General features: G+C 71.8%; 24 protein-coding genes and 1 pseudogene. 14 read left to right on the top strand and 11 right to left on the bottom strand.

Annotation, left to right across the window (positions count from 1 at the left end):
• From ABFX54_RS32525 to ABFX54_RS32515, 3 genes are all read left to right on the top strand, one after another.
• Positions 1 to 884 (top strand): LamG domain-containing protein (locus ABFX54_RS32525; protein ID WP_346110403.1); only part of this gene is annotated, 884 nt, incomplete at its 5' end.
• A gap of 769 nt (positions 885 to 1,653) precedes the next feature.
• Complete coding sequence (locus tag ABFX54_RS32520) at positions 1,654 to 3,921, top strand: transglycosylase domain-containing protein (RefSeq protein WP_346110402.1); 2,268 nt, start codon at positions 1,654 to 1,656, stop codon at positions 3,919 to 3,921.
• Positions 3,922 to 4,076: 155 nt separating this feature from the next.
• Positions 4,077 to 4,595, top strand: coding sequence for a pyridoxamine 5'-phosphate oxidase family protein (locus tag ABFX54_RS32515; RefSeq protein ID WP_346110401.1), 519 nt, complete (start codon positions 4,077 to 4,079; stop codon positions 4,593 to 4,595).
• Between the two features lie 4 nt (positions 4,596 to 4,599).
• On the opposite strand, the gene ABFX54_RS32510 is transcribed toward ABFX54_RS32515, so the two are convergent.
• Entirely contained in the window at positions 4,600 to 4,977 is a 378-nt protein-coding gene (locus tag ABFX54_RS32510) for a hypothetical protein (RefSeq protein WP_346110400.1), read from the bottom strand.
• A 134-nt stretch (positions 4,978 to 5,111) separates the two neighbouring features.
• On the opposite strand from ABFX54_RS32510, the gene ABFX54_RS32505 reads away from it, so the two are divergent.
• Positions 5,112 to 5,516, top strand: a complete 405-nt coding sequence (locus ABFX54_RS32505; protein WP_346110399.1) for a VOC family protein — start codon at positions 5,112 to 5,114, stop codon at positions 5,514 to 5,516.
• 104 nt (positions 5,517 to 5,620) lie between these two features.
• Here the strand turns inward: ABFX54_RS32505 and ABFX54_RS32500 are convergent, their stop codons facing one another.
• On the bottom strand, positions 5,621 to 5,986 hold the full coding sequence (locus ABFX54_RS32500) for a nuclear transport factor 2 family protein (protein WP_346110398.1): 366 nt from the start codon (positions 5,984 to 5,986) through the stop codon (positions 5,621 to 5,623).
• Positions 5,987 to 6,203: 217 nt separating this feature from the next.
• Between ABFX54_RS32500 and ABFX54_RS32495 the strand changes: the two genes are divergently transcribed.
• Positions 6,204 to 7,463, top strand: a complete 1,260-nt coding sequence (locus ABFX54_RS32495; RefSeq protein WP_346110397.1) for a glycoside hydrolase family protein — start codon at positions 6,204 to 6,206, stop codon at positions 7,461 to 7,463.
• Positions 7,464 to 7,527: 64 nt separating this feature from the next.
• Entirely contained in the window at positions 7,528 to 8,130 is a 603-nt protein-coding gene (locus tag ABFX54_RS32490) for a TetR/AcrR family transcriptional regulator (RefSeq protein WP_346110396.1), read from the top strand.
• An 83-nt stretch (positions 8,131 to 8,213) separates the two neighbouring features.
• On the opposite strand, the gene ABFX54_RS32485 is transcribed toward ABFX54_RS32490, so the two are convergent.
• Both ABFX54_RS32485 and ABFX54_RS32480 read right to left on the bottom strand, forming a co-directional pair.
• The gene (locus tag ABFX54_RS32485) at positions 8,214 to 8,978 is read right to left on the bottom strand and encodes an SDR family NAD(P)-dependent oxidoreductase (protein WP_346110395.1); all 765 of its coding nucleotides are present in this window, start codon (positions 8,976 to 8,978) and stop codon (positions 8,214 to 8,216) included.
• Positions 8,979 to 8,992: 14 nt separating this feature from the next.
• Positions 8,993 to 9,208: a hypothetical protein gene (locus ABFX54_RS32480; protein ID WP_346110394.1), complete on the bottom strand. Its 216-nt coding sequence runs from the start codon at positions 9,206 to 9,208 to the stop codon at positions 8,993 to 8,995.
• A gap of 158 nt (positions 9,209 to 9,366) precedes the next feature.
• Between ABFX54_RS32480 and ABFX54_RS32475 the strand changes: the two genes are divergently transcribed.
• Both ABFX54_RS32475 and ABFX54_RS32470 read left to right on the top strand, forming a co-directional pair.
• Positions 9,367 to 9,750, top strand: a complete 384-nt coding sequence (locus tag ABFX54_RS32475) for a winged helix-turn-helix transcriptional regulator (protein ID WP_346110393.1) — start codon at positions 9,367 to 9,369, stop codon at positions 9,748 to 9,750.
• Positions 9,751 to 9,893: 143 nt separating this feature from the next.
• On the top strand, positions 9,894 to 10,895 hold the full coding sequence (locus ABFX54_RS32470) for an NADPH:quinone reductase (protein WP_346110392.1): 1,002 nt from the start codon (positions 9,894 to 9,896) through the stop codon (positions 10,893 to 10,895).
• A 99-nt stretch (positions 10,896 to 10,994) separates the two neighbouring features.
• Here the strand turns inward: ABFX54_RS32470 and ABFX54_RS32465 are convergent, their stop codons facing one another.
• Both ABFX54_RS32465 and ABFX54_RS32460 read right to left on the bottom strand, forming a co-directional pair.
• A complete protein-coding gene (locus ABFX54_RS32465; RefSeq protein WP_346110391.1) occupies positions 10,995 to 11,132 on the bottom strand; it encodes a hypothetical protein in 138 nt (45 codons plus the stop codon).
• 202 nt (positions 11,133 to 11,334) lie between these two features.
• Positions 11,335 to 11,934 (bottom strand): histidine phosphatase family protein, encoded by a 600-nt coding sequence (locus ABFX54_RS32460; RefSeq protein WP_346110390.1) that lies wholly within the window; start codon positions 11,932 to 11,934, stop codon positions 11,335 to 11,337.
• 176 nt (positions 11,935 to 12,110) lie between these two features.
• Between ABFX54_RS32460 and ABFX54_RS32455 the strand changes: the two genes are divergently transcribed.
• The 3 genes from ABFX54_RS32455 (at position 12,111) to ABFX54_RS32445 (ending at position 14,098) form a co-directional block, all read left to right on the top strand.
• Positions 12,111 to 12,839 (top strand): VOC family protein, encoded by a 729-nt coding sequence (locus tag ABFX54_RS32455; protein ID WP_346110389.1) that lies wholly within the window; start codon positions 12,111 to 12,113, stop codon positions 12,837 to 12,839.
• A gap of 168 nt (positions 12,840 to 13,007) precedes the next feature.
• Positions 13,008 to 13,334 carry a sensory rhodopsin transducer gene (locus tag ABFX54_RS32450; RefSeq protein WP_346110388.1) on the top strand — a complete coding sequence of 109 codons (327 nt, stop codon included), beginning with the start codon at positions 13,008 to 13,010 and terminating at the stop codon, positions 13,332 to 13,334.
• Between the two features lie 209 nt (positions 13,335 to 13,543).
• A complete protein-coding gene (locus ABFX54_RS32445; RefSeq protein WP_346110387.1) occupies positions 13,544 to 14,098 on the top strand; it encodes an ArsR/SmtB family transcription factor in 555 nt (184 codons plus the stop codon).
• Positions 14,099 to 14,125: 27 nt separating this feature from the next.
• On the opposite strand, the gene hutU is transcribed toward ABFX54_RS32445, so the two are convergent.
• On the bottom strand, positions 14,126 to 15,796 hold the full coding sequence (gene hutU, locus ABFX54_RS32440; RefSeq protein WP_346110386.1) for a urocanate hydratase: 1,671 nt from the start codon (positions 15,794 to 15,796) through the stop codon (positions 14,126 to 14,128).
• Positions 15,797 to 15,814: 18 nt separating this feature from the next.
• The gene (locus tag ABFX54_RS32435) at positions 15,815 to 17,242 is read right to left on the bottom strand and encodes a purine-cytosine permease family protein (RefSeq protein WP_346110385.1); all 1,428 of its coding nucleotides are present in this window, start codon (positions 17,240 to 17,242) and stop codon (positions 15,815 to 15,817) included.
• Positions 17,243 to 17,413: 171 nt separating this feature from the next.
• Between ABFX54_RS32435 and hutC the strand changes: the two genes are divergently transcribed.
• Entirely contained in the window at positions 17,414 to 18,175 is a 762-nt protein-coding gene (hutC, locus tag ABFX54_RS32430) for a histidine utilization transcriptional repressor HutC (protein WP_346110384.1), read from the top strand.
• A gap of 18 nt (positions 18,176 to 18,193) precedes the next feature.
• Here the strand turns inward: hutC and ABFX54_RS32425 are convergent, their stop codons facing one another.
• Both ABFX54_RS32425 and ABFX54_RS32420 read right to left on the bottom strand, forming a co-directional pair.
• Complete coding sequence (locus ABFX54_RS32425) at positions 18,194 to 19,342, bottom strand: macrolide family glycosyltransferase (protein ID WP_346110457.1); 1,149 nt, start codon at positions 19,340 to 19,342, stop codon at positions 18,194 to 18,196.
• A 106-nt stretch (positions 19,343 to 19,448) separates the two neighbouring features.
• On the bottom strand, positions 19,449 to 20,453 hold the full coding sequence (locus ABFX54_RS32420; RefSeq protein ID WP_346110383.1) for an ABC transporter permease: 1,005 nt from the start codon (positions 20,451 to 20,453) through the stop codon (positions 19,449 to 19,451).
• 135 nt (positions 20,454 to 20,588) lie between these two features.
• Between ABFX54_RS32420 and ABFX54_RS32415 the strand changes: the two genes are divergently transcribed.
• Positions 20,589 to 21,065, top strand: coding sequence for a MarR family winged helix-turn-helix transcriptional regulator (locus tag ABFX54_RS32415; RefSeq protein ID WP_346110382.1), 477 nt, complete (start codon positions 20,589 to 20,591; stop codon positions 21,063 to 21,065).
• A gap of 76 nt (positions 21,066 to 21,141) precedes the next feature.
• Positions 21,142 to 21,810, top strand: a complete 669-nt coding sequence (locus ABFX54_RS32410; protein WP_346110381.1) for a nitroreductase — start codon at positions 21,142 to 21,144, stop codon at positions 21,808 to 21,810.
• Here the strand turns inward: ABFX54_RS32410 and ABFX54_RS32405 are convergent.
• A pseudogene (locus tag ABFX54_RS32405) lies at positions 21,788 to 22,537 on the bottom strand (NB-ARC domain-containing protein); the annotation flags it as partial. The gene ABFX54_RS32410 and the pseudogene ABFX54_RS32405 sit on opposite strands and share 23 nt — an antisense overlap.

Here is a 22,537-nt window from a genome sequence, read left to right as displayed (position 1 = left end):
CGCCCCGGGCGGGGCGGGGCAACCCCGCCGGGACACGGGCCGCCGGGGCGCGGGCCGCCTCCCGCGTCGGCCGTGCCGCCGAGACGTGGGAGAACCTGATCGAGAAGTCGTCGTTCGACAGCCGGACGGACTTCGACAGGCAGTGGAACCTCCTCTACCCCTGGGACGGCGACCCCGACACCCACAACGGCGCCGCGCTGATGCGAGCGAGTCAGGTCTCGCTCTCAGGGGGCGTGCTGACCCTGACCGCGACCAGGCTGTCCGCGCCCGCCGGGGAGAGCGCGCACGCCCCGCACGCCCCGCTGTGGTACCGCTCCGGCGCGATCCACGCCAAGGAGCAGATCATCGTCAACGACGAGTTCCCCGAGTACGACATCGAGGGTGAGTTCAGGACGCAGACCGGGCTGGGGATCTGGCCGGCGTTCTGGACCACGGGGACCGAGCCGAACTGGCCGCCCGAGAGCGACATCCTCGAGTACGTGGGAGACTCGACCAACTTGTTCAACACCTGGAACAAGACCCCCAGCGGCGACCCGGGCGAGACCCAGGACGGCGACGCCTTCGTTGCGCGGGCGCCGGTGCCCGTCGCGGACCCGTACCAGGCGTTCCGCAAGTACCGCGTCTGGCTGTCCAAGGACGGCCCCGACGTGATGTGCGACTACTACCTCGGCACCACCGGCGGTGAGCTGGAATGGGTGGCGACGCACCGGGGCAAGGGCTGGGCCGGCATCCCGCAGTACCTCATCATCAACCTCCAGATGGGCTCCTGGGCGTCCGGCCTGGACGGCCCCGACGACGAGGACTGGCCCGCCCAGCCGGGCCCGGCGGGCGACACGTACTTTCACGCCCGCAATGTCTGGATGGGCCGTACGCGTATCTCATGACGTTCTGACCTGCGAAAGGGGTCTGGCGGACGGGCGGCTCGGGGCGCTAATACGGGGAAATATTGCGTCAGAGTGGTAAATGTCTGCCAGAGTTATCCTAGAGACATCTGTTTGGTCTCCTTCGTCCATGGAACGGGCGACCCGCCGAACCGGTACGGCACCCCGCCGCCGGTTCCGGGGACACGGTCCGTTCCGTGAGCCCGGGGCGACGGCGCCTGGCCGGGCCGCGTTCCGTCGCCGATGACGTCGCAGACCATGCCGCCGGATGATCGAAGGACCCGTGAGTTACAGCAGCAACGGCCCGGAGCCGACCGGCCGCCCTCGGGAGACCGAAGGGCGTACCCGCGCGTCGGCTCGACCGGGGAGACGCCAGCGCCCGTCCGAGGGCGGCGCCTCCGGCGAGCCCTTTTCCGCCCATGCCGAGACCCACGCCGAGACCCGCACCGGGCGGCCGGCTCCTCAGCCGGGCGCCCGTCCGGGTGTTCCGTCCGAGGTTCCATCGGGCGCCCCGGCCGACGGGCAACCGGGTTCGCGCCGGCGCAGGAGCGGTCGCAGGAGGCCGGGCGGCGCAGGTGGGCCCGGCGACGGGCCCGCTGGTCACGGCGGTCCCGGTGTTCAGGCCGGTCAGGGGCCCGGCGGTCCCGGTGGCCGCGGCCCTGGTGGGCCTGGCGGCCCCGGTGGTGACGGTCCCGGTGGTGACGAGCCGGCGGGGGAGCGCGGCTCGCGCCGTCGCGGCTGGAAGCGCTTCATCCCCAGCTGGAAGATCGTGGTGGCCGGCGTCACCGTCCTGGTGGCGGGCGTCTTCGGCATGATCATGGTCGCGTACGCCAACACGCCGCTGCCCGACGACACCCAGGATCACGCCATCGAGCAGGGCAGCATCATCTATTACCGGGACGGCAAGACCGAGATCGCCCGCCTGGGCACGAAACGCGAGATCGTCGAGATCTCCCGGATCCCCCGGCACGTCCAGGACGCCTTCATCGCCGCGGAGAACCGTACGTTCCGGACAGACCCCGGCATCTCGGTGTCGGGCATCGCGCGCGCGGTGTGGAGCACGGTGACCGGCCAGCAGGTCCAGGGCGGATCGACGATCACGCAGGAGATGGCCCGCGGCTACTACGACGGCCTCAGCCAGGAGCGGACGATCCAGCGGAAGGTCAAGGAGATCTTCGTCGCCATCCGCGCGGGCAAGGAGATGTCCAAGGACGAGATCCTGGCCAACTACCTCAACACGATCTACTTCGGCCGCGGCGCGAACGGCATCCAGGCCGCCGCCCAGGCGTTCTTCGACCGGGACGTGGAGAAACTGACCCCCGCGCAGGCGGCCTACCTGGCCGGCCGGATCCAGAGCCCGGACGCGTTCGACGCGGCGGAGGCGAAGAAGAACTACGCGCCGACCAAGGAGCGGTTCGCGTACGTCATCGACGGCATGGGGATCGTCGATCCGGCGAAGTACGGCTCCCTGCGCACCACGGCGAAGTTCCCCAAGCTCGCCAGGCCGGACAAGAAGGAGACGCTCAAGGGCATCAACGGCTACATGGTCGACATCGTCCAGCGTGAGCTGGAGCGTCGGGGGATCACGCGTGAGCGCCTGCGCGCCGAGGGTTACCGCGTGACGACGACTTTCGACAAGAGGCTGATGCGGGCGGCGAAGAAGACGGTCGAGAGCAACCTCGCCGCCATCGGCGACAAGAACATCCACGCGAACATGGCCGCCGTGGACCCGCGCAACGGCCGCGTGATCGCCTTCTACAGCGGCCGCGACTACCTGAAGAGCTTCACCAACAACGCCTTCGACGCCAACAAGCAGGCCGCGTCGGCCTTCAAGCCGTACGTGCTGGCCGCCTGGCTGGAGAGCGGCTACAGCCTCAAGAGCTACGTGTCGGGCAAGGGCCCGGTCAGGCTGCCGGGCACCAAGCCGATCCGCAATTCGCACGACGTCGGCGCGGCCGTGCAGATCGACAAGGCCACCGCCCAGTCGGTGAACACGGCGTTCGCCACGATGGCGGAGGAGGTCGGCCTGGAGGAGGTCGAGAAGATCGCCGAGGGTGCGGGGATCGACAAGAAGGACCTGTCCCTGGCCATCAAGGACCACGCCTACGGCATGTCCATCGGCGCCGGCCTGATCACCCCCGTCGAGCAGGCCACCGGGTACGGCATCTTCGCCAACGGCGGGGTCCATCACGACGCCCACGTGGTCGTCTCGGTCAAGGCGTTCACCGGCAAGACCGTGCTGCAGGAGGCGAACAAGCCCACCACGGTCATCAGCCCCGACACCGCCGCCGACGCCACGTACGCGATGCAGCAGGTCGTCAAGAACGGCACCGCCCGCGGCACGGCGCTGCCCGGCGGCCGGCCGATCGCCGGCAAGACCGGCACCAACAACGAGAACAAGGAAGCCTGGTTCGTCGGCTACACCCCGCAGCTGTCCGCGGCCGTCGGGATGTACAAAGAGGTCCCGCAGATCAATCCGAAGACGAAGAAGGTCATCAAGGACGCCAACGGCTACCCGCTGCCCAAGGAGGTCTCCCTCGGGAACATCGAGGGCGCCGGCACGCCCACCAAGATCTGGCGCGACTTCATGACGCTCGCGATGGAGGGCAAGCCGGTCGAGCCGTTCCCCGCGCCCGCCTTCGCCGGAGACCCGCACGACCTGGTGAACAAGCCGGAACCCAAGCCGACCAAGGACCCGGACGAGCCTGGCAATGACGACGTCGGCAGCGACCCGTCCTGCTCCTTCGACCCCTCCTGCGGCGCCGGAGACCCGGGCGACAGCACCGTCGACGACGGTGGTGACGACGACGACACCGGCACGTCCGACGAGGACCCGCTGGGGAACGACGGCGACCCGACGCTGAACGACAACGGCGATTCCGACAGTACGGGCGACTCCGGCGGCACCGGCGACACGGGCGGTACCGGTGACTCGGGCGGAACCGGAGATTCCGGCGGAACCGGCGACTCGGGCGGCACGGGCGATTCCGGCACCCCTCCCACCACCGGCCCGCAGGGCGGCCGAGGCCCGGGCGGGTGAGGCCCGGTCGGGTGAGGCTCGGTCGGGTGAGGCCCGGTCGGGTGAGGCCCGGGCGTCGCGGGCGGAAAAGATGACAGGAGGTGTCGGCTTTAGGGCCGAGCATGGACGTCAACGCCCGGCCACAAGGGGCCGGGCATGACTCCACGAGGACCTCGATGCACGAAACGCCGGAAGAGCTGAAGGAACTGCAAGCTCTCCTCGACGCCTCCCTCGCCCGTTCCACCCCGCATCTCCGCTCGATCATCGGCGGCGAGAGCACCCTGACCGCCGAGCAGCTCACCCAGGTGCTCACCGGCATGCGCACGCTCGCCCTGTCCACCGTGACGGCGAAGGGCGAGCCGCGGATCAGCGGCGTGGACGGGCACTTCTTGCACGGGAGATGGCATTTCGGCACCGCGCCAGGCGCGGCCAAGGCCCGCCACCTCGCCGCCAGGCCCGCCGTCAGCGCCGCGCACCTGCCCGGCGAGGAGCTGGGCGTGTTCACGCACGGCGAGGCCGAGATCCTCAACCCCCGTGACGGCGAGCCGGCCGCGGACTGGCCGGACCTGCTCGCCTACTTCAAGGACTACTACGGCGAGAACGGCTTCGACTGGGACAACGACGTGGTCTACTTCCGGCTGCGTCCGCACTGGATGACCGTGTACGCCCCCGACTTCGGCAAACTCGTCTCCTGAGCGGTCACGGGCGGCCGGCGCGGATCGCCTCGGGGCCGCGGCAGACGAGGCAGAAACGGTAGAGGTCGACCCGGGTGAGCGTGCCGGCCGGGTTGTAGCGGCGCTTGCAGAAGGCCCGCCAGTTGCCGGTGGCCTCCAGCGCCGCGCCCGCCGTCTGGCACTTGAGGCACGCGTTGGGGTTGTTGTACGACGTGTCGAAGTAGTAGTCGCGGGGGACGGCGCTGTCGCTGCAGGCGACCGCCAGCGCGGCCGCGCCGCTCGTCCCCGCGCTCGTGCTCGCGCCGGCGCTCCCGCCGGTCAGCAGCGTGACGACCGTGCCGAGCACCGCGGCCGCGCCCAGAACGACGACCGGCCGGCGTCCCGTCTTTTCCGTGATTGCCATGTCAGCCTCCTCCGTGGTGGAACACCGATTCTCGGCGGGGGCGACAGGGCGGGACAGGGCGGCAACCGGGCATCGGCCGGACTTATCCCGACATGTCGCACCGCCCCGTCCTGGCGGGCCCTAGTCTGCCGGGCATGCGCATGCTGCACCTCGGATTGCGGGTCACCGACCTGGAACGCTCGCTCGCCTTCTACACCGCCGTCGGGTACGCCGAGCTCGGCCGGGTCCCCGAGACGGGGTTCGGCAGCCTGACCATGCTCAAGCTGCCCGGGGACCCGTACGTGAGCCTCGAACTCGTGCACGATCCCGCGCGGCCCGTGAAGGACATCGGCGCCGTCAACCACCTCGTCATCCAGGTGGACGATCTCCACGCCACGATCGCCGGCCTCGCGGCCAAGGGCGTCACGGCCGAGCCGGCGGCGGAGCTGGGGGCGGGGTTCTGGACGTCGTGGCTGACCGATCCGGACGGCTACCGGATCGAGCTCGTCCAGTGGCCGCCCGGCCATCCGCCCGGCATGACGGAGGCGGACTTCGTCTGACCGCGCCCGCTGCGCTGCTCCCGTCGGCCGGTCGAGACGTCGCCGTCGGAGGCGTTCAGCGCGTTCAGGGCGTCAGCGGGTCAGCGCGTTCAGGCGTCAGGGCGTCATGAGGATGCGTACACGGGTGCCAGGTCGATGAAGATGCGGTAGTCCGAGATCAGGCCGTCGTCGCGGGTACGCCAGATCGTCACGGCGGCGACGCGGGCGTCCCGGCCGTCGAGCCGGCGGTAGGTGACCTCGGTCTCGGCGATGGTGTCGGCGCCGGCCCGCCAGTGCCTGACGATCCGGTGCCGCAGGCCGCCGATGGTGGCGTAGAACGCGCGCAGCCCGTCGGCGACGGCCTCGCGGCCCACCAGCGGCTCGGCGTTGCCGAACATCATCGTGGCGTCCTCGGCCAGCAACTTCGCGAACCCGTCGGGGTCGAACGCGTCGACGATCTGGAACAGGCGGCGTACCTCGTCCTCGGACATGCCGATCACCCCTGCCGTTGCGGATCGATGCCTCCACGATGGGCGTCCGGCCGCCGCCGGGCAAGCCAGGGTTTCGTGGGCGGGCGCCGGACGCGCCGCCGGGCAAGCCATGCCTTCGTGCCGGGAAGTGGCGGGGCGGGCCCGTTCAAGATCGGTAGAGTGAGCGACTGCCCGCCCCTGACCCGCCCCTGACCGGCCCACCGTGAAGGATCCCGCCATGTTCGTCCGCCGCGCGTCGATCGTCGCCGCCCTCGCCCTCGTCGCGTCCTGCCTCACGCTGCTCCCCGCGTACGCGTCGGCGCCCGCCGTCACCTCGTCGGGCGTGCCTTTACCCGGGGGGATATATCCGGGTTCGCCCCGTTACGAGAGCGCGGGCTTCTACCAGTACGCCCCGTCCGTCGTGCAGACGTCCGACACCCAGCGGATCATCTACTACTGCGCCAACAGGGTCGAGTACGCCCGGAGCAGCGGCAACGCGGTCGCCGCCACCCACGACCACGTCCTGTTCAACGTCGGCACCCGCCGGCCAGACGGCTCATACACGTGGGGCGCGACCCAGGTGGCACTGCGGCCCCGCCTTGAGCCGGGGGACGCGCAGTACCATCCCGCGACACCGAGCTGGGCGGCGTACCACATCTGCGACCCCGACGTCGTCAAGGGCCGATTCACCTATACGACACCAGGCTCCGGCGCGAAGATGTACACCTGGGCGATGTTCTTCACCGGTGCGGACGACGACGACCACGGCGTGGACGGCCGGTTCAACGTCATCGGCGTCGCCCTCGCCACCTCCCCGCTCGGACCGTGGACCATCGTCGCCGACCCCGTCGTCGACATCGACGAACCCGACTACAACGCGGCCGGCTACGGCGTGGGCCAGCCCAGCGTGACCAGCGTCGACCAGCAGGGGAACCTGCTGCTGTTCTACAGCGGCCTGGACTGCGCGGCCCTGGACGCGCCTGACCCGTCCTGCGACGTCGCCGACCGCGGCACCGCCGTCCGCACGCTGAACCTCGGGGACGCCGGCGCGCCGGTGCTCGGGGAGCGGCGCTTCGTCACCACCGCCGGGCTGACGCCGGAGCCGTTCCTCCCGAATTCCGGACGATTCCTGCACAACGCGTCCTGGGCGTACGATCCGAGCCGCGCGTCGTTCGTCACCTCCCGCGACACCGGGCCACTCGACGGCAACGAGATCCAGGCGAACGTGGAGATCGCCCGGATCGCCGGATCGAGCGTCTGGGACGGCGGGGGCGCCTGGACGGTCGCCGGCCAGATCACGGGCGGCCAGTCGGGCTACCACTGGAACCACAACTCCGGCCTGGTCCGCGACTCCTACGGCGGCCTGGCCTTCCAGCGGCCGCTCGACTACTCGGGGGTCGATGTCTACTTCGCCACCGAGCCCGGCGCCGCGGGCACCGTGCCGCCCTGGGACGGCTACTTCACCTACCGCCTCCAGCGCGCCACCACCGCACTGTGACGTGCCACCTGGCTCGGCGCCGGTGTCTACGTGCGTAGACACCGGCCAACTATACACTTGTAGAATGAGCGACCAGCCCGCATCCGACCGGCGCAAACGCGACGCCGCCGCCACCCGGCAGGCCATCCTCGACGCGGCGGTCGCCGCCTTCACCCGGCACGGCTACGACGGGGTGGGGGTTCGCGACATCGCCGGGAACGCGGGGGTGACCGCGATGCTCATCAACCGCTACTTCGGGTCCAAGGAGCAGCTGTTCGCCGAGGCGGTCGACGTGTCCTTCGCGCCGCGCACCGTCATCACCGGCACGGGCCAGGAGCTGGCCGCGAGCACCGCCCGCGCGCTCGTGGCTCGGACGGCGCCTGAGGCCGAGCAACTGGGCCCGTTCCTGCTCATGCTCCGATCGGCCGCCAACCCGCGGGCGGCGGAGATCATGCGCGAGGCGATCGCCCGCCACGCCGGCCGCCACCTCACGGAGGAGCTGTCCGGGGCCGGGGCCGATGTGCGGGCGGAGCTGATGCTCGCGGTGCAGGCGGGGGTGTGGCTGCTGCGCCGCGTCATCGGCACCCCGGCCCTCGCCGAAGCCCACTCCGACGACCTCGCCCAGCTCATCACCACCCTCTTCCAATCCCTGAACCCGGCTCCGGCCGACCCCGTCCCACAGGCATAGCCGGGCGCGGGCTGATGTCTCGCGTACCCGGTCTGGACGGGCGCGGCGCTGACGTCGCGTAGCCTGGCCTGGACGGGATGTCGTCAGCCGGCGGTCACGCCGCCGTCGATCGCGAGTGCGGCGCCGGTGATGAAGCCGGCCTCGTCGCTGAGCAGGAACGCCACGAACGCCGCCACCTCCTCCGCCCGGCCGACCCGCCCGATCGGGTGCATCGCCGCGCCCGCCCGCAGCGCCTCCTCCGGCGTCGGGCCCATGCCGGCCCGCAGCAGCGGCGTGTCGATGCCGCCGGTGACCAGGGCGTTGACCCGTACGCCCGCCGGGGCCGCGTCGAGCGCCGCCGAGCGGGTGAGACCGATGACGCCGTGCTTGGCGGTGCTGTAGGCGGCCGCGCCCGCCTGCCCGGTCACGCCCAGGATGGAGGCGTTGTTCACGATCGCGCCCCCGCCGCTCGCGCTCAGCGCGGGGATCTGGTGCTTCAGGCCGAAGAAGACGCTGTTGAGGTTGAGCGCGAGGTCCCCTTGCCAGGCGTCGCCGTCGATCTCGGTCACCGCCCCGATCGCCGTGGCGGCGCCGACGTTGTTGAACACGCCGTCGAGCCGGCCGTACCGTTCGACCGCCTGCCGGACCAGCTCCGCCACCTGCCCTTCCTCGCGTACGTCGGTGGGGATGAAGACGGCCTCCTGGCCGGCGTGCCGAAGGCCGGCCACCAGCGCCTCGCCCGCTTCCTTGCCTCGGGCGGCCAGGACGACCTTGGCACCCTCGCCCGCCAGCCGCTCGGCGGCAGCGCGGCCCATGCCGGAGGTGGCGCCGGTGATCAGGATGACTTTGTCGGTGAAACGCGTGGACATGATGACTCCTCAGTTCAGTGTTGTCGGGGTGATGGTGACGGCCAGGCCAGGCTCGGCAGGTGAGCGCGATGGTCGGCGTTCGCGCCGGAGCGCAGCAGCGTGTCGGCCGGGTTCACGGCCGCCGCGTGCGCCCGCACCCGGACCTCGCCCGGCCCGGCATGCGGATCCGGCCACTCCATGACCCGGAGCACGTCCGGCCCGCCGAAGTCGGAAAAGCCGATGACTCGCATTATCGCAGCTCCCGTACGGTTCTCTTTAGTTACCTGGTGCGACGTCCGTACCCTCGCATTTCTGGATAAAGGCGACAAGAGAGCACTTTCATGTGCCCAGGTATCACCGAGAGAACCGTTCCGGAACGGAACCAGGTATCGTCCGTACACTGAGCCCCATGGCGGAACCGCTCCCGATCTCCGACGACGACGGCCTGTGCGAGGAAGGCCGCGACCTCATCCGCGGCGTGCTCGAACGCATCGGTGACAAGTGGTCCGTGATCGTCATCTGCCAGCTCGGCGACACCACCCGCCGCTTCAACGAGCTGCGCCGCATGAGCGCCCCCATCACGCAACGCATGCTCAGCGCGACCCTGCGCGGGCTGGAACGCGACGGCCTGGTGACGCGGACCGTCCACGACACCAAACCCCCGAGGGTCGACTACGCGCTCACCCCGCGCGGCACCAGCCTGCTCGAAGTCGTCCGCGCCCTGGCCGGCTGGGCGGAGCGCAACGCCACCGGCATCCTGGACTCCAGAACCGCCTTCGACGCCGCCGGGTGAGTCGGGGCGCGGCTGACGCCGGTCGGGGGCCGGTTCGCTGTGGGTCCCGGCGAGCGCGATCCGCGCCTGACCTGCGCGGACTTCGCCGCCGAACGGCCTGTTCGGCGGTTTCGCGGCCGGGCCTCGTGGACAGGAACGTTCGGATGGAGAACGTCCCGGCGGTCATGACGGCCGCGTACATCACCGGCCTCGGCCCAGCCGACCGGATCACGGTCGGTGAGCTGCCGGTCCCGGTGCCCGGCCCGACGGACGTGCTCGTACGCACGGAAGCGCTGGCCGCCAACCAGGTCGACACGTTCGTCCGCTCAGGCGCCTACCGCACCCACACCCCGTTCCCGTTCGTCATCGGCCGCGACCTGGTCGGCGTCGTCGCCGCGCACGGCACCGGGGTCGCGGAGTTCCGGCCGGGGGAGCGGGTGTGGTGCAACAGCCTCGGCCACGGCGGACGGCAGGGGTCGTTCGCCCAGTACGCGGTGGTGCCCGCCGACCGGCTGTACCGGCTGCCGCCCGATGTGCCGCCGGACCTCGCCGTGAGCGTCCTGCACACCGCAGCCACCGCCTGCATCGGGCTGTTCCGCGAGGGCGGGCTGCGGGTCGGCCAGACCGTCCTCGTCAACGGGGCCGCCGGCGGGGTCGGCAGCGCGGTCGTCCAGTTCGCCGTGGCCGCGGGCGCGAGAGTCGTCGCCACCGCGTCCGCGCGGGACGCCGAATGGTGCCTGGCCCTCGGCGCGAGCGCCGTCGTCGACTACCGCGATCCGCACGCGCCCGAACGGGTCAGGGACGCGGCCCAGGACGGCGTGCACCTCGTCTGGGACAACTCCGGCGTCAACGACCTCGAAAGCACGCTGCCGCTGCTGGTCCAGGGAGGGCGCGTGATCGTCATGGCGGGGCTGCGCTCGCGTCCGGTGCTGCCGGCCGGCGACCTCTACCCGCGTGACCTGAGCATCCGCGGCTTCGCCATCAGCAACGCGTCGATCGCCGACCTGCGGTCCGCCGCGACGACGATCAACGGCCTGCTCGCCGAGGGCCGGCTCCGGGCCCGCATCGGGGCGAGGCTGCCGCTGTCCGACGCCGCCGAGGCCCACCGCCTCCTGGAACGCCATGGCCCCGACAGGGTCAGGGGACGCGTCGTCGTCCTGCCGTGACGAAGGAGCGGCCGTTCGTCTCACCAGTCCGAGTCGTGATCGCTAAGGTGTGGGGCACCATCGGCTGATCTTCCGGGACGGGCGGAACGCCGTGCCGGATCATCGCCGCTTCCGCCGAGGCAGCGAAGAGGAAAGCTGACCGAGTGGGCCTGCGAACACCTGCTGCGCGTCCACGTCGCCGCCGAACCCGGCGGCACCCCGCTCGACGACGAGCTGCACCTCCTCGTACGCGATCACGATGGTGAAACGTGCCGCCCGTCCGTGGCCCCGGCCGCCGCAGTGCCGCCGGCCGGGCCGGACGAGCGGATCGCCTGGGTCACGACGCTGCTCAGCGAGTTCCTCTGGATGAGCGACAACGACGCGGTCGGCTTCGAGGGGTCCGTCGAGCCCACTGCCGCGCGCATCACGCCGCGTCGCGCGTTCCCGCGAGCTGAGGGGCTCACACGTGCTGGTCGGGTGGGAAGCCGGTCCAGCGGAGGTCCGGCGGCAGGTGGCTCATGTCGTTGAAGTACGCGACCGAGGCGGGCCGGTCCGAGTCGTAGCGGATGACGGTCAGGGCGGCGTTGGCGTGGTTGAGGCCGAGCCAGCGCCACTTCGGCGCGTCGAGCGCGGCGCGGACGAGCCAGCCGATCAGGAAGTTGTGCGTCACGACCAGCTCGTGACGGGTCCCCTCCGCCACCGGGCCGGTGAACGCGTCCATGGCCCGCGCGGCGAGGTCGTCGCCGCCGTCGGCGGGGAACTGCGCCAGGAAGGACAGGTGGCGGGCGGCGTGCTCTGGCGGCAGCTCGTCCGCGGCGGGACGATACGGGATGTAGTCTCCCGCGGCCTCGGACGGCCGCACCGGCACCCCGGGCAGGTGCTCCCCGATCAGCGCGGCGGTCTGCGCCGCCCGGGGCAGCGGGCCGTGGTGGACGGCGGAGAGGGGGACGTCGCGCAGCCGCTCGCCGAGCAGGCCGGCCTGGCGGCGGCCGTTCGCGGTGAGACCGCTCTCGTCCGGCGTGGCCTCGCCGTGGCGGGTGAGATACAGATAACGGGTCATAATCGTGTCATTGATAGCAGAAGGACGCAACCGGTGCCGTCGAGGCCGATGAGCTCGCCGGAAAGCGTGGGCGTCGTGATCGCCGGAAAAGCGTTGGCGTCTCGGTCGCCGCGCGGGCTAGCGTGATCTCGGTCCCCGCGTCAGGAGGGCCGTGACCGGCGGATGGGAGATCCGGGATGACTGCTCAGCTCGTCGCACTCTGCTTCGACGCGAACGACCACGAGAGTCTCGCCCGCTTCTGGGCCGGCATGCTGGGCTGGGAGACGGCCGATGATCCGCACGACGGCATCACGCTCCTGCCGGACGACGACACCGGGTTCCGGATCCGGTTCGTCCCGTCCGAGGAGAAGAAGCTCGGCCAGAACCAGATGCACTTCGACCTGACCAGCACGTCCCTCGCGGATCAGGAGCGCAAGGTGGCCAGGGCCCTCGACCTCGGAGGGCGGCACATCGACATCGGGCAGAGCCCGGACGAGGACCACGTGGTGCTCGCCGACCCCGAAGGCAACGAGTTCTGCGTCATCGGCCCCGACAACCAGTTCCTCGCCGACTGCGGACTCGTCGGGGCGCTCGCGAGCGACGGCACGCAGCGGGTCGGCTACTTCTGGAGCGAGGTGCTGGGCTGGCCGCTGGTCTGGGACCAGGACGAGGAGACCGCGATCCGCTCGCCCCACGGCGGCCCCAAGATCACCTGGGGCGGCCCGCCGGTGGATCCCAAGCACGGCAAGAACCGGCTGCACTTCGACCTCGCCCCCGCCGCCGGCCAGGACCTGCGGGTGGAGGCCGACCGCCTCGTCTCCCTCGGGGCGACCCGCGTGGACATCGGTCAGGGCGACGTCGGCTGGGTGGTCATGGCCGACCCCGACGGCAACGAGTTCTGCCTGTTCGACCACCCGCCGGCCTGACCGGCCGCACCGCAGCGCCGGTGCTGCGTGACGGCTGTGGCTGTGGCTGTGCCGAGCATCCAGCTGAGCCGGTTCTCGGCGACCGCGAAGCCAGGTGCCGGCTCCTTGATTGTTCCCGCCCGGCCGGGGTAGTGGGACGGCCGGCGCAGCGGCGGACGGGAGTCACGGATGAGCACCATGGCGGGAGACTGGAAGATGACGATCGTGGACGGATGCCTGCCCGGCGACCAGCTCAGCCTGCTCAACGTCAGCGCGGGGCTCGCCCGCGTCGAGCTGACGCTCTGCGCGGAGGGCGGCCGGCCGCAGGGGCCGATCCGGGCGGTCGTCCCGCCGCGGCGTACGCGCTCCTTCGCCCTGGCGGACCTGGCCGGCGCCGGGCGCGTGGCGCGAGGGCTGCCGTACTCGGTCGTGGTCGTGTCGGACGCGCCCGTCCTCGTCCAGCCGCACCCGGAGGACCGGGACGCGCCGGAGGCGGCACGTCAGCCGGCGGCCTGACCGAGCCCGCCGCCCGGCCGCTGGACGCCGGCGTACAGGTAGACGATCATCTCGGCGACCGAGGCGGCGACGCCGGCCAGCGCGCGACCATCCGGCGCTGCGATTCCAGGTCATGGGGCCCGACCCAGTCGTGCGGAACTTGTTCTGCACCGAATATTCTGCAAGTTCTTCTCTGCACAAGTGTCTCGGCATCCCGGTAGGCTGGGCGGATGTCAACCGACCCGGTCACGCACACGCCGGCGGCGATGAAGGCGCTGGCCAGTCCGTTGCGGCGCGAGATCCTGAGCCATCTGGCCAACCACGGCCCGGCCACCTCGACCACGCTGGCCAAGGCCATGGGGCAGAACACCGGGACCACCAGCTACCACCTGCGGCTGCTCGCCGACACCGGCTTCGTGACCGAGCTGCGCGAGCGGGCCAAGGGGCGGGAGCGCTGGTGGGACGTGGTCAAGGCCGACCGGCGGCTGCCCGCCCGGGAGGAGATGACCGACGCCGTACGGGATCTCGCCGAGCGGCTGGGCGACTCGCGGCTCGCCGAGGACCTGCGCATGTTGTCGGCCTTCGTCCGTGACCGGGACGAGGAGAGCGACTGGCAGCAGGGCTCACGCGCCGGCACCTTCATGACCAAGGAGCGGCTCAAGGAGTTCCACGAGGAGTACCTCAAACTGGTGCACCGCTTCGGTGCCGACCGCGACAACGCGCCGGAGGGCGCCCGGATGATCCTGTTGCGCTGGATGGGCTTCCCCGACCCCCGCGGCTCCTGACAACGGCCTCGGGGGTCGGCGGGCTGCTCAGGACGCCTGCGGGCCGGACTCGCGCATCGGCACGCGTACGCCGCTGGCCTGGGCGACCTCCACCGCGTGGTCGTAGCCGGCGTCCACGTGCCGGATGACGCCCATGCCCGGGTCGTTGGTGAGCACCCGGCGGATCTTCTCCCCGGCCAGCGCGGTGCCGTCGGCCACGGTCACCTGGCCCGCGTGGATCGAGCGCCCGATGCCGACCCCGCCGCCGTGGTGGATCGACACCCACGAGGCCCCCGAGGCCACGTTCACCATCGCGTTGAGCAGCGGCCAGTCGGCGATCGCGTCGGAGCCGTCCAGCATGCCCTCGGTCTCCCGGTACGGCGAGGCCACCGACCCGCAGTCGAGGTGGTCGCGGCCGATCACGATCGGGGCGCGCAGCTCGCCGCTCGCCACCATGTCGTTGAACCGCTCGCCGGCCCGGTCGCGCTCGCCGTAGCCGAGCCAGCAGATTCGCGCGGGCAGGCCCTGGAAGTGCACCTTCTCGCCGGCCAGGCGGATCCAGCGGGCCAGCTGCTCGTTGCCGGGGAACAGCTCCAGGATCGCGCGGTCGGTGGCGGCGATGTCGGCCGGGTCGCCCGACAGGGCCGCCCACCGGAACGGGCCCTTGCCCTCGCAGAACAGCGGCCTGATGTACGCGGGCACGAACCCGGGGAAGTCGAAGGCGCGCGCGTACCCGGCCAGCCGGGCCTCGCCCCTGATGGAGTTGCCGTAGTCGAACACCTCCGCCCCCGCGTCCATGAACCCGACCATGGCCTCGACGTGCCGGGCCATCGACGCGCGGGCCCGCTCGGTGAAGCCGGCCGGATCCTTGTCGCGCTCGAACGTCATGTCCTCGAACGCCATCCCGGCCGGCAGGTACGCGAGCGGGTCGTGGGCGCTGGTCTGGTCGGTGACGACGTCGATCGGGGCGCCTTCCGCGAGCATGCGCGGCAGCACCTCGGCGGCGTTGCCGAGCAGGCCGATCGACAGCGGGCGCCGGGCGTCCCTCGCCTCGGTGGCCAGCCGCAGCGCGTGTGCCAGGTCGTCGGCGCGCACGTCGAGGTAGCCGTGGTCCAGGCGGCGCTGGATGCGGGACGGGTCGCACTCGACGCAGATCACCACGCCGCCGTTCATGGTGACGGCCAGCGGCTGGGCGCCGCCCATCCCGCCGAGCCCGGCGGTGAGCGTGATCGTCCCGGCCAGCGAGCCGCCGAACCGCTTGGCCGCGACCGCGGCGAACGTCTCGTACGTGCCCTGGAGGATGCCCTGCGTGCCGATGTAGATCCACGAACCGGCCGTCATCTGGCCGTACATGGTCAGCCCGGCGGCTTCGAGGCGCCGGAACTCCTCCCAGTTGGCCCAGTCGCCGACCAGGTTGGAGTTGGCGATCAGCACGCGCGGCGCCCACTCGTGGGTGGTCATGACGCCGACCGGCCGGCCCGACTGCACCAGCATCGTCTCGTCGGCCTTGAGCGTGCGCAGCGTGCGCTCGATGGCGTCGAACGAGCGCCAGTCGCGGGCGGCACGCCCGGTGCCGCCGTAGACCACCAGCTCGTCGGGATGCTCGGCCACCTCGGGGTCGAGGTTGTTCTGCAGCATCCGCAGCGCGGCCTCCTGCTGCCAGCCGAGAGCCGTCAGCGTGCTGCCGCGGGCGGCCCGGACCGGGCGTGCGCCTTCCATGATGTTCGGTTCCTTTCGTCAGCGGGCCGGTACGGCCTCGGCGGCGGGGTAGATCATCTCGGCGGGCGGGTTCGACGTGCGCCTGGCCCAGGGGTAGTAGAGCACGGCGGTCGCCACCAGCCCGACGATCCACGAGATGTCGGCGCCGCCGAGCAGCTCGGTCACGGGCCCGGTGTAGAGCTTCTGGGCCAGGAACGGGATCTGGATCACCACGCCGAAGGCGTAGCAGACCAGCGCGGTCACGTTCCAGCGGCCGTAGCGGCCGGCCGGGTCGTACAGGGCGGGGATGTCCACCCGCTCCCTGGAGATCCGGTAGTAGTCGGTGAGGTTGATGGCGCTCCACGGCGTGAACACCATGAGCAGCACCAGTACGAAGTTCTTGAAGTTGTTCAGGAAGTCGGCGCTGGCCATGATCGCCACCGCGACCGACACGGCCGTGAAGCCGACGATGTAGAGCGCGCGGGCCACCGGCGAGATCCGCGTGCGGCCGTTGAACGCGGTCACGGTCGTCAGCAGGCACATGAAGCCGCCGTAGGCGTTGAGCGTGTTGACGGTCAGCTTGCCGACCACGATCACGAGGTAGATCAGCAGCGCGACGGCCGCCGGCCCGGCCAGCTCGCCGACGAACCCGACCTGGTCGCCGACGAACGCGTCACCGGAGACGGCCGCGATCAGCGCGCCCAGCGTCATCGCCCACTGCGAGCCGATCACGCTGCCCGCGAACGTGCCCCAGAACGTGGCCGACTCGGGGGTGCTGCGCGGCAGGTAGCGCGAGTAGTCGGCGACGTACGGGCCGAACGTCAGCTGCCAGGCCGCCCCGAGCCCCACCGCCAGCAGGAACGTCGGCGCCTCGAACGGCTTGACGCCGATGACCGCGCCCACGTCGTACGTGGTGAACACGGCGACCAGCAGGTAACCGAGGCCGCAGACGCCGACCACGGTCGCGATCCTGCCGACGGTGTGGATGAGCCGGTAGCCGGTCACCGCGACGATCACCGTCAGCGCGCCGAAGACCAGGATGCCGGCCGTCGCGGGCACGTGCAGGATCCGCCCGAGCGCCTGCCCGGCCAGCACGCTGCCGGTCGCGGCGAAGCCCAGGTACATCAGCACGACCAGGACGAGCGGCACGACCGCGCCGAACACGCCGAACTGGGCCCGGCTGGAGATCATCTGGGGCAGGCCGAGCCGCGGCCCCTGGGCGGAGTGCAGGGCCATCACCACGCCGCCCAGCACGTTGCCGATGAGCAGGGCGACGATCGCCCAGAGGGCGTCGGCGCCGAAGACGACGGCGAGCGCGCCGTCCACGATCGCCGTGATCTGCATGTTGGCGCCGAACCAGAGGGTGAACTGGCTGCGCGGCGTGCCGTGCCGTTCGGCGTCGGGGATCACGTCGATCGTCCGGCGCTCCACGGCGGGGGCCGCGCCCGGGGGTCGGTCGTGCTGCATGTGGCGGTCCGCCTCTCGCGCGTCTCGCGCCCTGGGGGATACAGGGGATGGGGGAAATGTACAGTCCTGTATATACAGCTCGCTACCCTGGGGAGGAAGATAAACTTCCGGCCATCGGCCAGGAGAGCTCCTCCGTCCCGCCGTCCCCCGAGCCCCGAGGATCGCCAGGCCATGGTGCCCATCACGGTGGTCGAGTCCGAACTCGCCGCCCAGTTCCAGCAGGTCGGGCCCGCCTCCGCGCCCGCGTACGAACGGGTCAAGACCCTCATCGCGACCGGTGTGCGGTCCGGGCGGTGGACCCACGGCCAGCAGCTCCCGTCGGAGCACCAGCTCGTCAGCGCGCTCGGCCTGTCCCGGATGACGATCAACCGGGCATTGCGCGAGCTGACCCACGAGGGCCTCGTCGTGCGGCGGGCGGGGGTGGGCACGTTCGTCGCCGCGCCCAAGGCCGCCTCGGCCCTGCTGCAGGTCAGGAACATCGCCGACGATGTACGGCGGCACGGCCACCGGCACCGCACCGAGGTCGTCTACGCGCGCGAGGAGCCGTCGGGCGCGGCCGATCCCGAGCTCCGCGCGGCGGCGGGGCCGACCGTGTTCCGCACGCTCATCGTGCACTTCGAGGACGACACCCCCATCCAGCTTGAGGATCGCCTGGTCAACCCGGCCGGCGCGCCCCACTACCTGGAGCGCGACTTCAGCCTGCAGACCCCGCACGCGTACCTGAACGAGGTGGCCCCGCTCACCCGCGGCGAGCACATCGTCGAGGCGGTGCTCGCCGACGCGGCCGAGCGCCGCCTGCTGCGCATCGGCCGCCACGAGCCGTGCCTGCTCGTCCGCCGCCGCACCTGGTCCGGCGACGTGCTGGTGAGCGCGGCCCGCCTGCTCCACCCGGGCTCGCGCCACCGCCTCGAAGGCACCTTCGGCACCGACTGAACGCCCAGTGGCGCCCGGTCAGGTCAGCATGGCCTCGATGAGGTCGGCGGCGCGGGTGGTGCCGCCCTCGGCCAGCGCCTCGGCCCGCAGCCGGGCCGAGCGGCGCGCGACCTCGGGATCGGTGACGAGTTCGTGCAGCGCGGTCCGCAGCGTCTCGGCCGTGGCCTCCTCGGTGTCGATCCGGCGGGCGATCCCCAGCTCCACGAGCCGGTCGGCGTTCGTGAACTGCTCGGCGCCCTGCGGAACGGCGATCATCGCAACGCCCGCCAGCAGCCCCTCGCCGCACCCGCCCATGCCCGCGTGGGTGACGAAGGCGTCGGCCTGCTCCAGGATCGCCCGCTGCGGCACCCAGGGGTGCACCTCGACGTTGGCCGGGATGTCCCCCAGCTCGGCCGGGTCGGTGTGCTTCCCGATCTGCAGCACGACGTGCCAGCCGGGCAGGTCGCCGAAGGCCGCCAGGCACTGGCGGTAGAACTCCGGCCGGCGCGTGTACGCCGAGCCCAGCGAGATCAGCAGCACCCTGCCGGCATCGGCCGGCCGCGTCCAGGTGTCGCCCTCGCCCGACAGGTCGAAGCAGGGGCCGACGAACGTCACCGTGCCGGTGTCGACCTGGTCCGCGTGCGGCTGCATCGCCCGGGAGATCAGGGCCAGGGCCCGCGCGGGCCGGCCGGAGAAGGCGTCGACGTCGAGGGTGGTCGCCCCGCAGCCGGCCAGCCAGTCCGCGAACCTCGCCCGGTAGGCGTCGGCGCCCGGCAGTTGCCACAGCTGCGCCGCCACGTCCTCCTCGTACCCCTTCCAGGCCACGAACGTGGGCGACAACTGCAGCAGCGGCCGGCCCTGCCGCTCGGCGAGGGCGCGGGCGGCGTAGCCGGCGATGTCGTACAGGTAGAGGTCCGCGGGATCGTCGTCGTAGGCGGCGCGCAGCTGCGGCAGGGACTGGACGGCGTTGTCGAGGAACAGGCCCATCGCGGCGATCGGGTCGTCGGGCCAGACGTTGTCCGCGACCGGGAGCGTGGAGGTGCAGGTGACCAGTTCGGCGCCGGCGCCGGTGACCAGCTCTGCCACGGCCGGGTCGTTGGCGTAGGTCACCCGGTGGCCACGGGCCACGAGCTCGCGGATGATCTCCAGGCTGGGCAGGACGTGACTGACGGCGGGAATGCCGACCATCGAGATGTGGGCACGACGACGGGACACACAAATCACTCATTTCAGTACTCAGGGTGAAACGTCCATGCTGCCCCAGCGCGCACGATCACGCGAAGCCGGACGACGGTCATGGGGGGTCCTGCGGCGAGCGCCGGCGCCGGATCAGGAAGACGGCGCACGACACCAGCCCCCAGGCGGCCAGCACCAGGAACGGCAGCACCCGCTGATGACCGCCGAAGTAGACCGCGGTGTGCTGGGCGTTGACCGAGGCCCCCGGCGGCAGCCAGCGCCCGATGACGCCCAGGGGCGAGGGCAGCAGCGGCCACGAAACCGCCCCGCCCGACGACGGGTTGCCGAGCAGCACCATCAGCCCCCACGTGGGTACCATCGCCCAGCGCCCGACGAGGGTGTGGAACATGGCGAACACCATCCCCGAGGCGAACATGGTCAGCGCCAGGATGAACCACGACTCCAGCAGCGGCAGATTCAGCGCGCCGAGCCCCCAGTCCACGACGGCCACGATGGACAGCGCGCCGAGCGCCGCGTACGCCACCGTGAAGCCGATCTGCTGCCACGCCGACAGGCCCGCGGCGTTGACGTTGAGCTGGACGGCCCCGATGAAGCCGATGACGACCGCCGCGAGCGTGATGTAGAACAGCGCCAGCCCGCGCGGGTCGCCCCGCTGCAGCGGGTTGATGTCGCGCACCGTCAGCCGTACGCCGACCCGGGGCGCGACCCGCGGGGCCGCCTCGCTGAGCAGCAGCGCCACCGACGCGCCCGACGCGCTGGACACGTTCAGCGTGACGTCGTCGCCGCGCACCACGATGACGGCGAAGACGCGCTGCTCCTCGACCGCCTGCCAGGCCTGCTCGTACGAGCGCTCGAAGGACAGCGCGAGCGAGGCGTCGAGCGCCCGCTCCAGACCGGCGGCGAACGCCTTGCCGCGCACGGTCTGGTGGCTGACCCCGACCACGGCGACCGGGACGCGGTGCGGGGCCGGGTTGGCCATGGCGTAGGTGTACGAACCGGCGAAGAGCCCCGCGCCGGCGGAGAGGATCAGCACGATCACGGTCGCGGGCAGGAACGGCGACTCCTTGAAGGCTTCCCAGCGGCGGCTGATCCGGTCGTCCATGCGCACACGCTAGGGGCGCGGCCTGCGGGGCCCGACCGGTGACACGCCTCACTGCCGCAGGCTTGGCCCCGTGATGACGGACAGTTGTTTCATTTGATACCGTATCGAGTGAGAGGGTGCTGGTAGGGTGGGTTCATGAGCGCCGACGTACCTTCCGCGGTTCCGCGGCGGGCGACCGACCGCCCGGGGGACGCCTCGCCCTTCGCCCTCGGCCTGCTGCTGCGCCAGGCCCACTGGCGGGCGACCGCGGTGATGACGGAGGCGCTGCGGCCGCTCGGCATCGAGCTGCGGCACTTCGCCGTGCTGATCGTGCTGACCGACCGGGGGCCCACGGTGCAGCGCGACCTGGCGGCGGCCACGGGGTCGGACAAGGCCGGGATCATGCGGGTCGTGGACGACCTGGAGCGCAAGGGGCTGGCCGTGCGCAAGGCCGTGCCGGGGGACCGGCGGGTGCGCGCCGTGGAGATCACGCCGCGCGGCGTCGAGCTGTTCGACGCGGCGCACGTCGCGGCCGAGCCGATGGCCGAGCGCCTGGTCGCCGGCCTCGGGCCGGGAGAGGCCGAGCAGCTGCGGGATCTGCTGACCAGGTTCGCCTATCCCGTGGGCGGGTAGGTAGGCCGGATCCGCCGCCTGTCCCCCCGAAAAAAGTTACATACCGTCACGAAAGTGCGGGGGAGATGGTGATTTCATGGACGTCTACGAGGCCGTCACCAGCCGTCGGGCGGTGCGCGGGTTCACGGGACGGCCTGTTCCGCGAAAGGTGCTGCAGCGGGTGCTGTCCGCCGCGGCCTGGGCGCCGTCCGGGTCGAATCTGCAGCCCTGGCACGTCTACGTGGTGACCGGTGAGCCGCTGGCCGAGATCAAGCGCCGGGCCGGCGCGCGGCTGGCCGCCGGTGAGCCGTGGGACGAGCGCGAGTACGAGATGTATCCGGCCGAGCTGAAATCGCCGTACCAGGAGCGCCGGGCCACCTTCGGCAGAGAGCGCTACAGCGCGCTCGGCGTGACCCGCGAGGACTGGGAGGCGCGCCAGCGGGCCGCCTCAGGCAACTGGGAGTGCTTCGGCGCGTCCACCGCCCTGTTCTGCTACATCGACCGCGGCATGGGCCGGCCGCAGTGGTCCGACCTCGGCATGTACCTGCAGACCGTCATGCTGCTGCTGCGCGCCGAAGGGCTGCACAGCTGCCCGCAGATGGCGTGGTCGGTCTACCGGAGGACCGTCGCGGAGATCGTGCGCCCGCCGGAGGAGCTCATGCTGTTCTGCGGCATGTCGATCGGGTTCGACGACGCCGCCGAGCAGTACATCCGCACGGGCCGGGCGCCGCTCGACGAGACGGTCACGTTCGTCGAAGGCCGATAGGGTCCTCCGATCGCGTGCCCTCCGCGGCCAGGCCGGCGTGGTGGGCGAGCAGGCGGGCCAGGGCGGCCCTGCGCTCGCTCGCGTTCACCGTCGCGGCCGCCTGGGTGGCGTGGGCCCGGACGAGCTGGTGGAAACGGTAGCGGCCGGGCGCGGGCTCCTCGATGAGGTGCGCGTCGAGCAGCTGCTCCAGCAGCCGCTCGGTCCTGACGGGGTGGGTGTTCAGCAGCGCGGCGGCGGCGCCGACGGCGTGGTCGGCGGCCGGATCCAGGCCGAGCAGCCGGTACGCCTGCCGCTGCGGCTCGTCGAGGTTGCGATAGGACAGGTCGAGGGCCGCCGTGACGCTGCGCTGCCCCGCGCGCAGCGGCTGGCGGGGATCGCCGAGGCGGTCGAGCAGGTGGGTGAGGCGCCACGTGGGGTGGGAGCGCATCCGGGCGGCCGTCACGCGGATGGCCAGGGGCAGCCGGCCGCAGTGCTCGACGACGGCGGCCAGGAGGTGCCGCGGCGAGCCCGCCACCCGGGCGGCTCCGGCGGTGCGGGTGAACAGGGTGATCGCGTCGGCGACGGGAAGCGGGTCCAGCGACACGGCGTGGGCGACGTCCAGCCCCGACAGGCGGCGCCGACTGGTGATCAGCACGTGGCAGCCGCCGCCGCCCGGCAGCAGCGGCCGGACCTGAGCCTCGCCGGCGGCGTCGTCCAGGACGATCAGGACGCGCCGCTCGGCCAGCAC

This window comes from Nonomuraea maheshkhaliensis (genome assembly GCF_039529435.1).
GTDB lineage: Bacteria > Actinomycetota > Actinomycetes > Streptosporangiales > Streptosporangiaceae > Nonomuraea > Nonomuraea maheshkhaliensis.
This window is presented reverse-complemented; position numbering and strand designations above follow the sequence as displayed.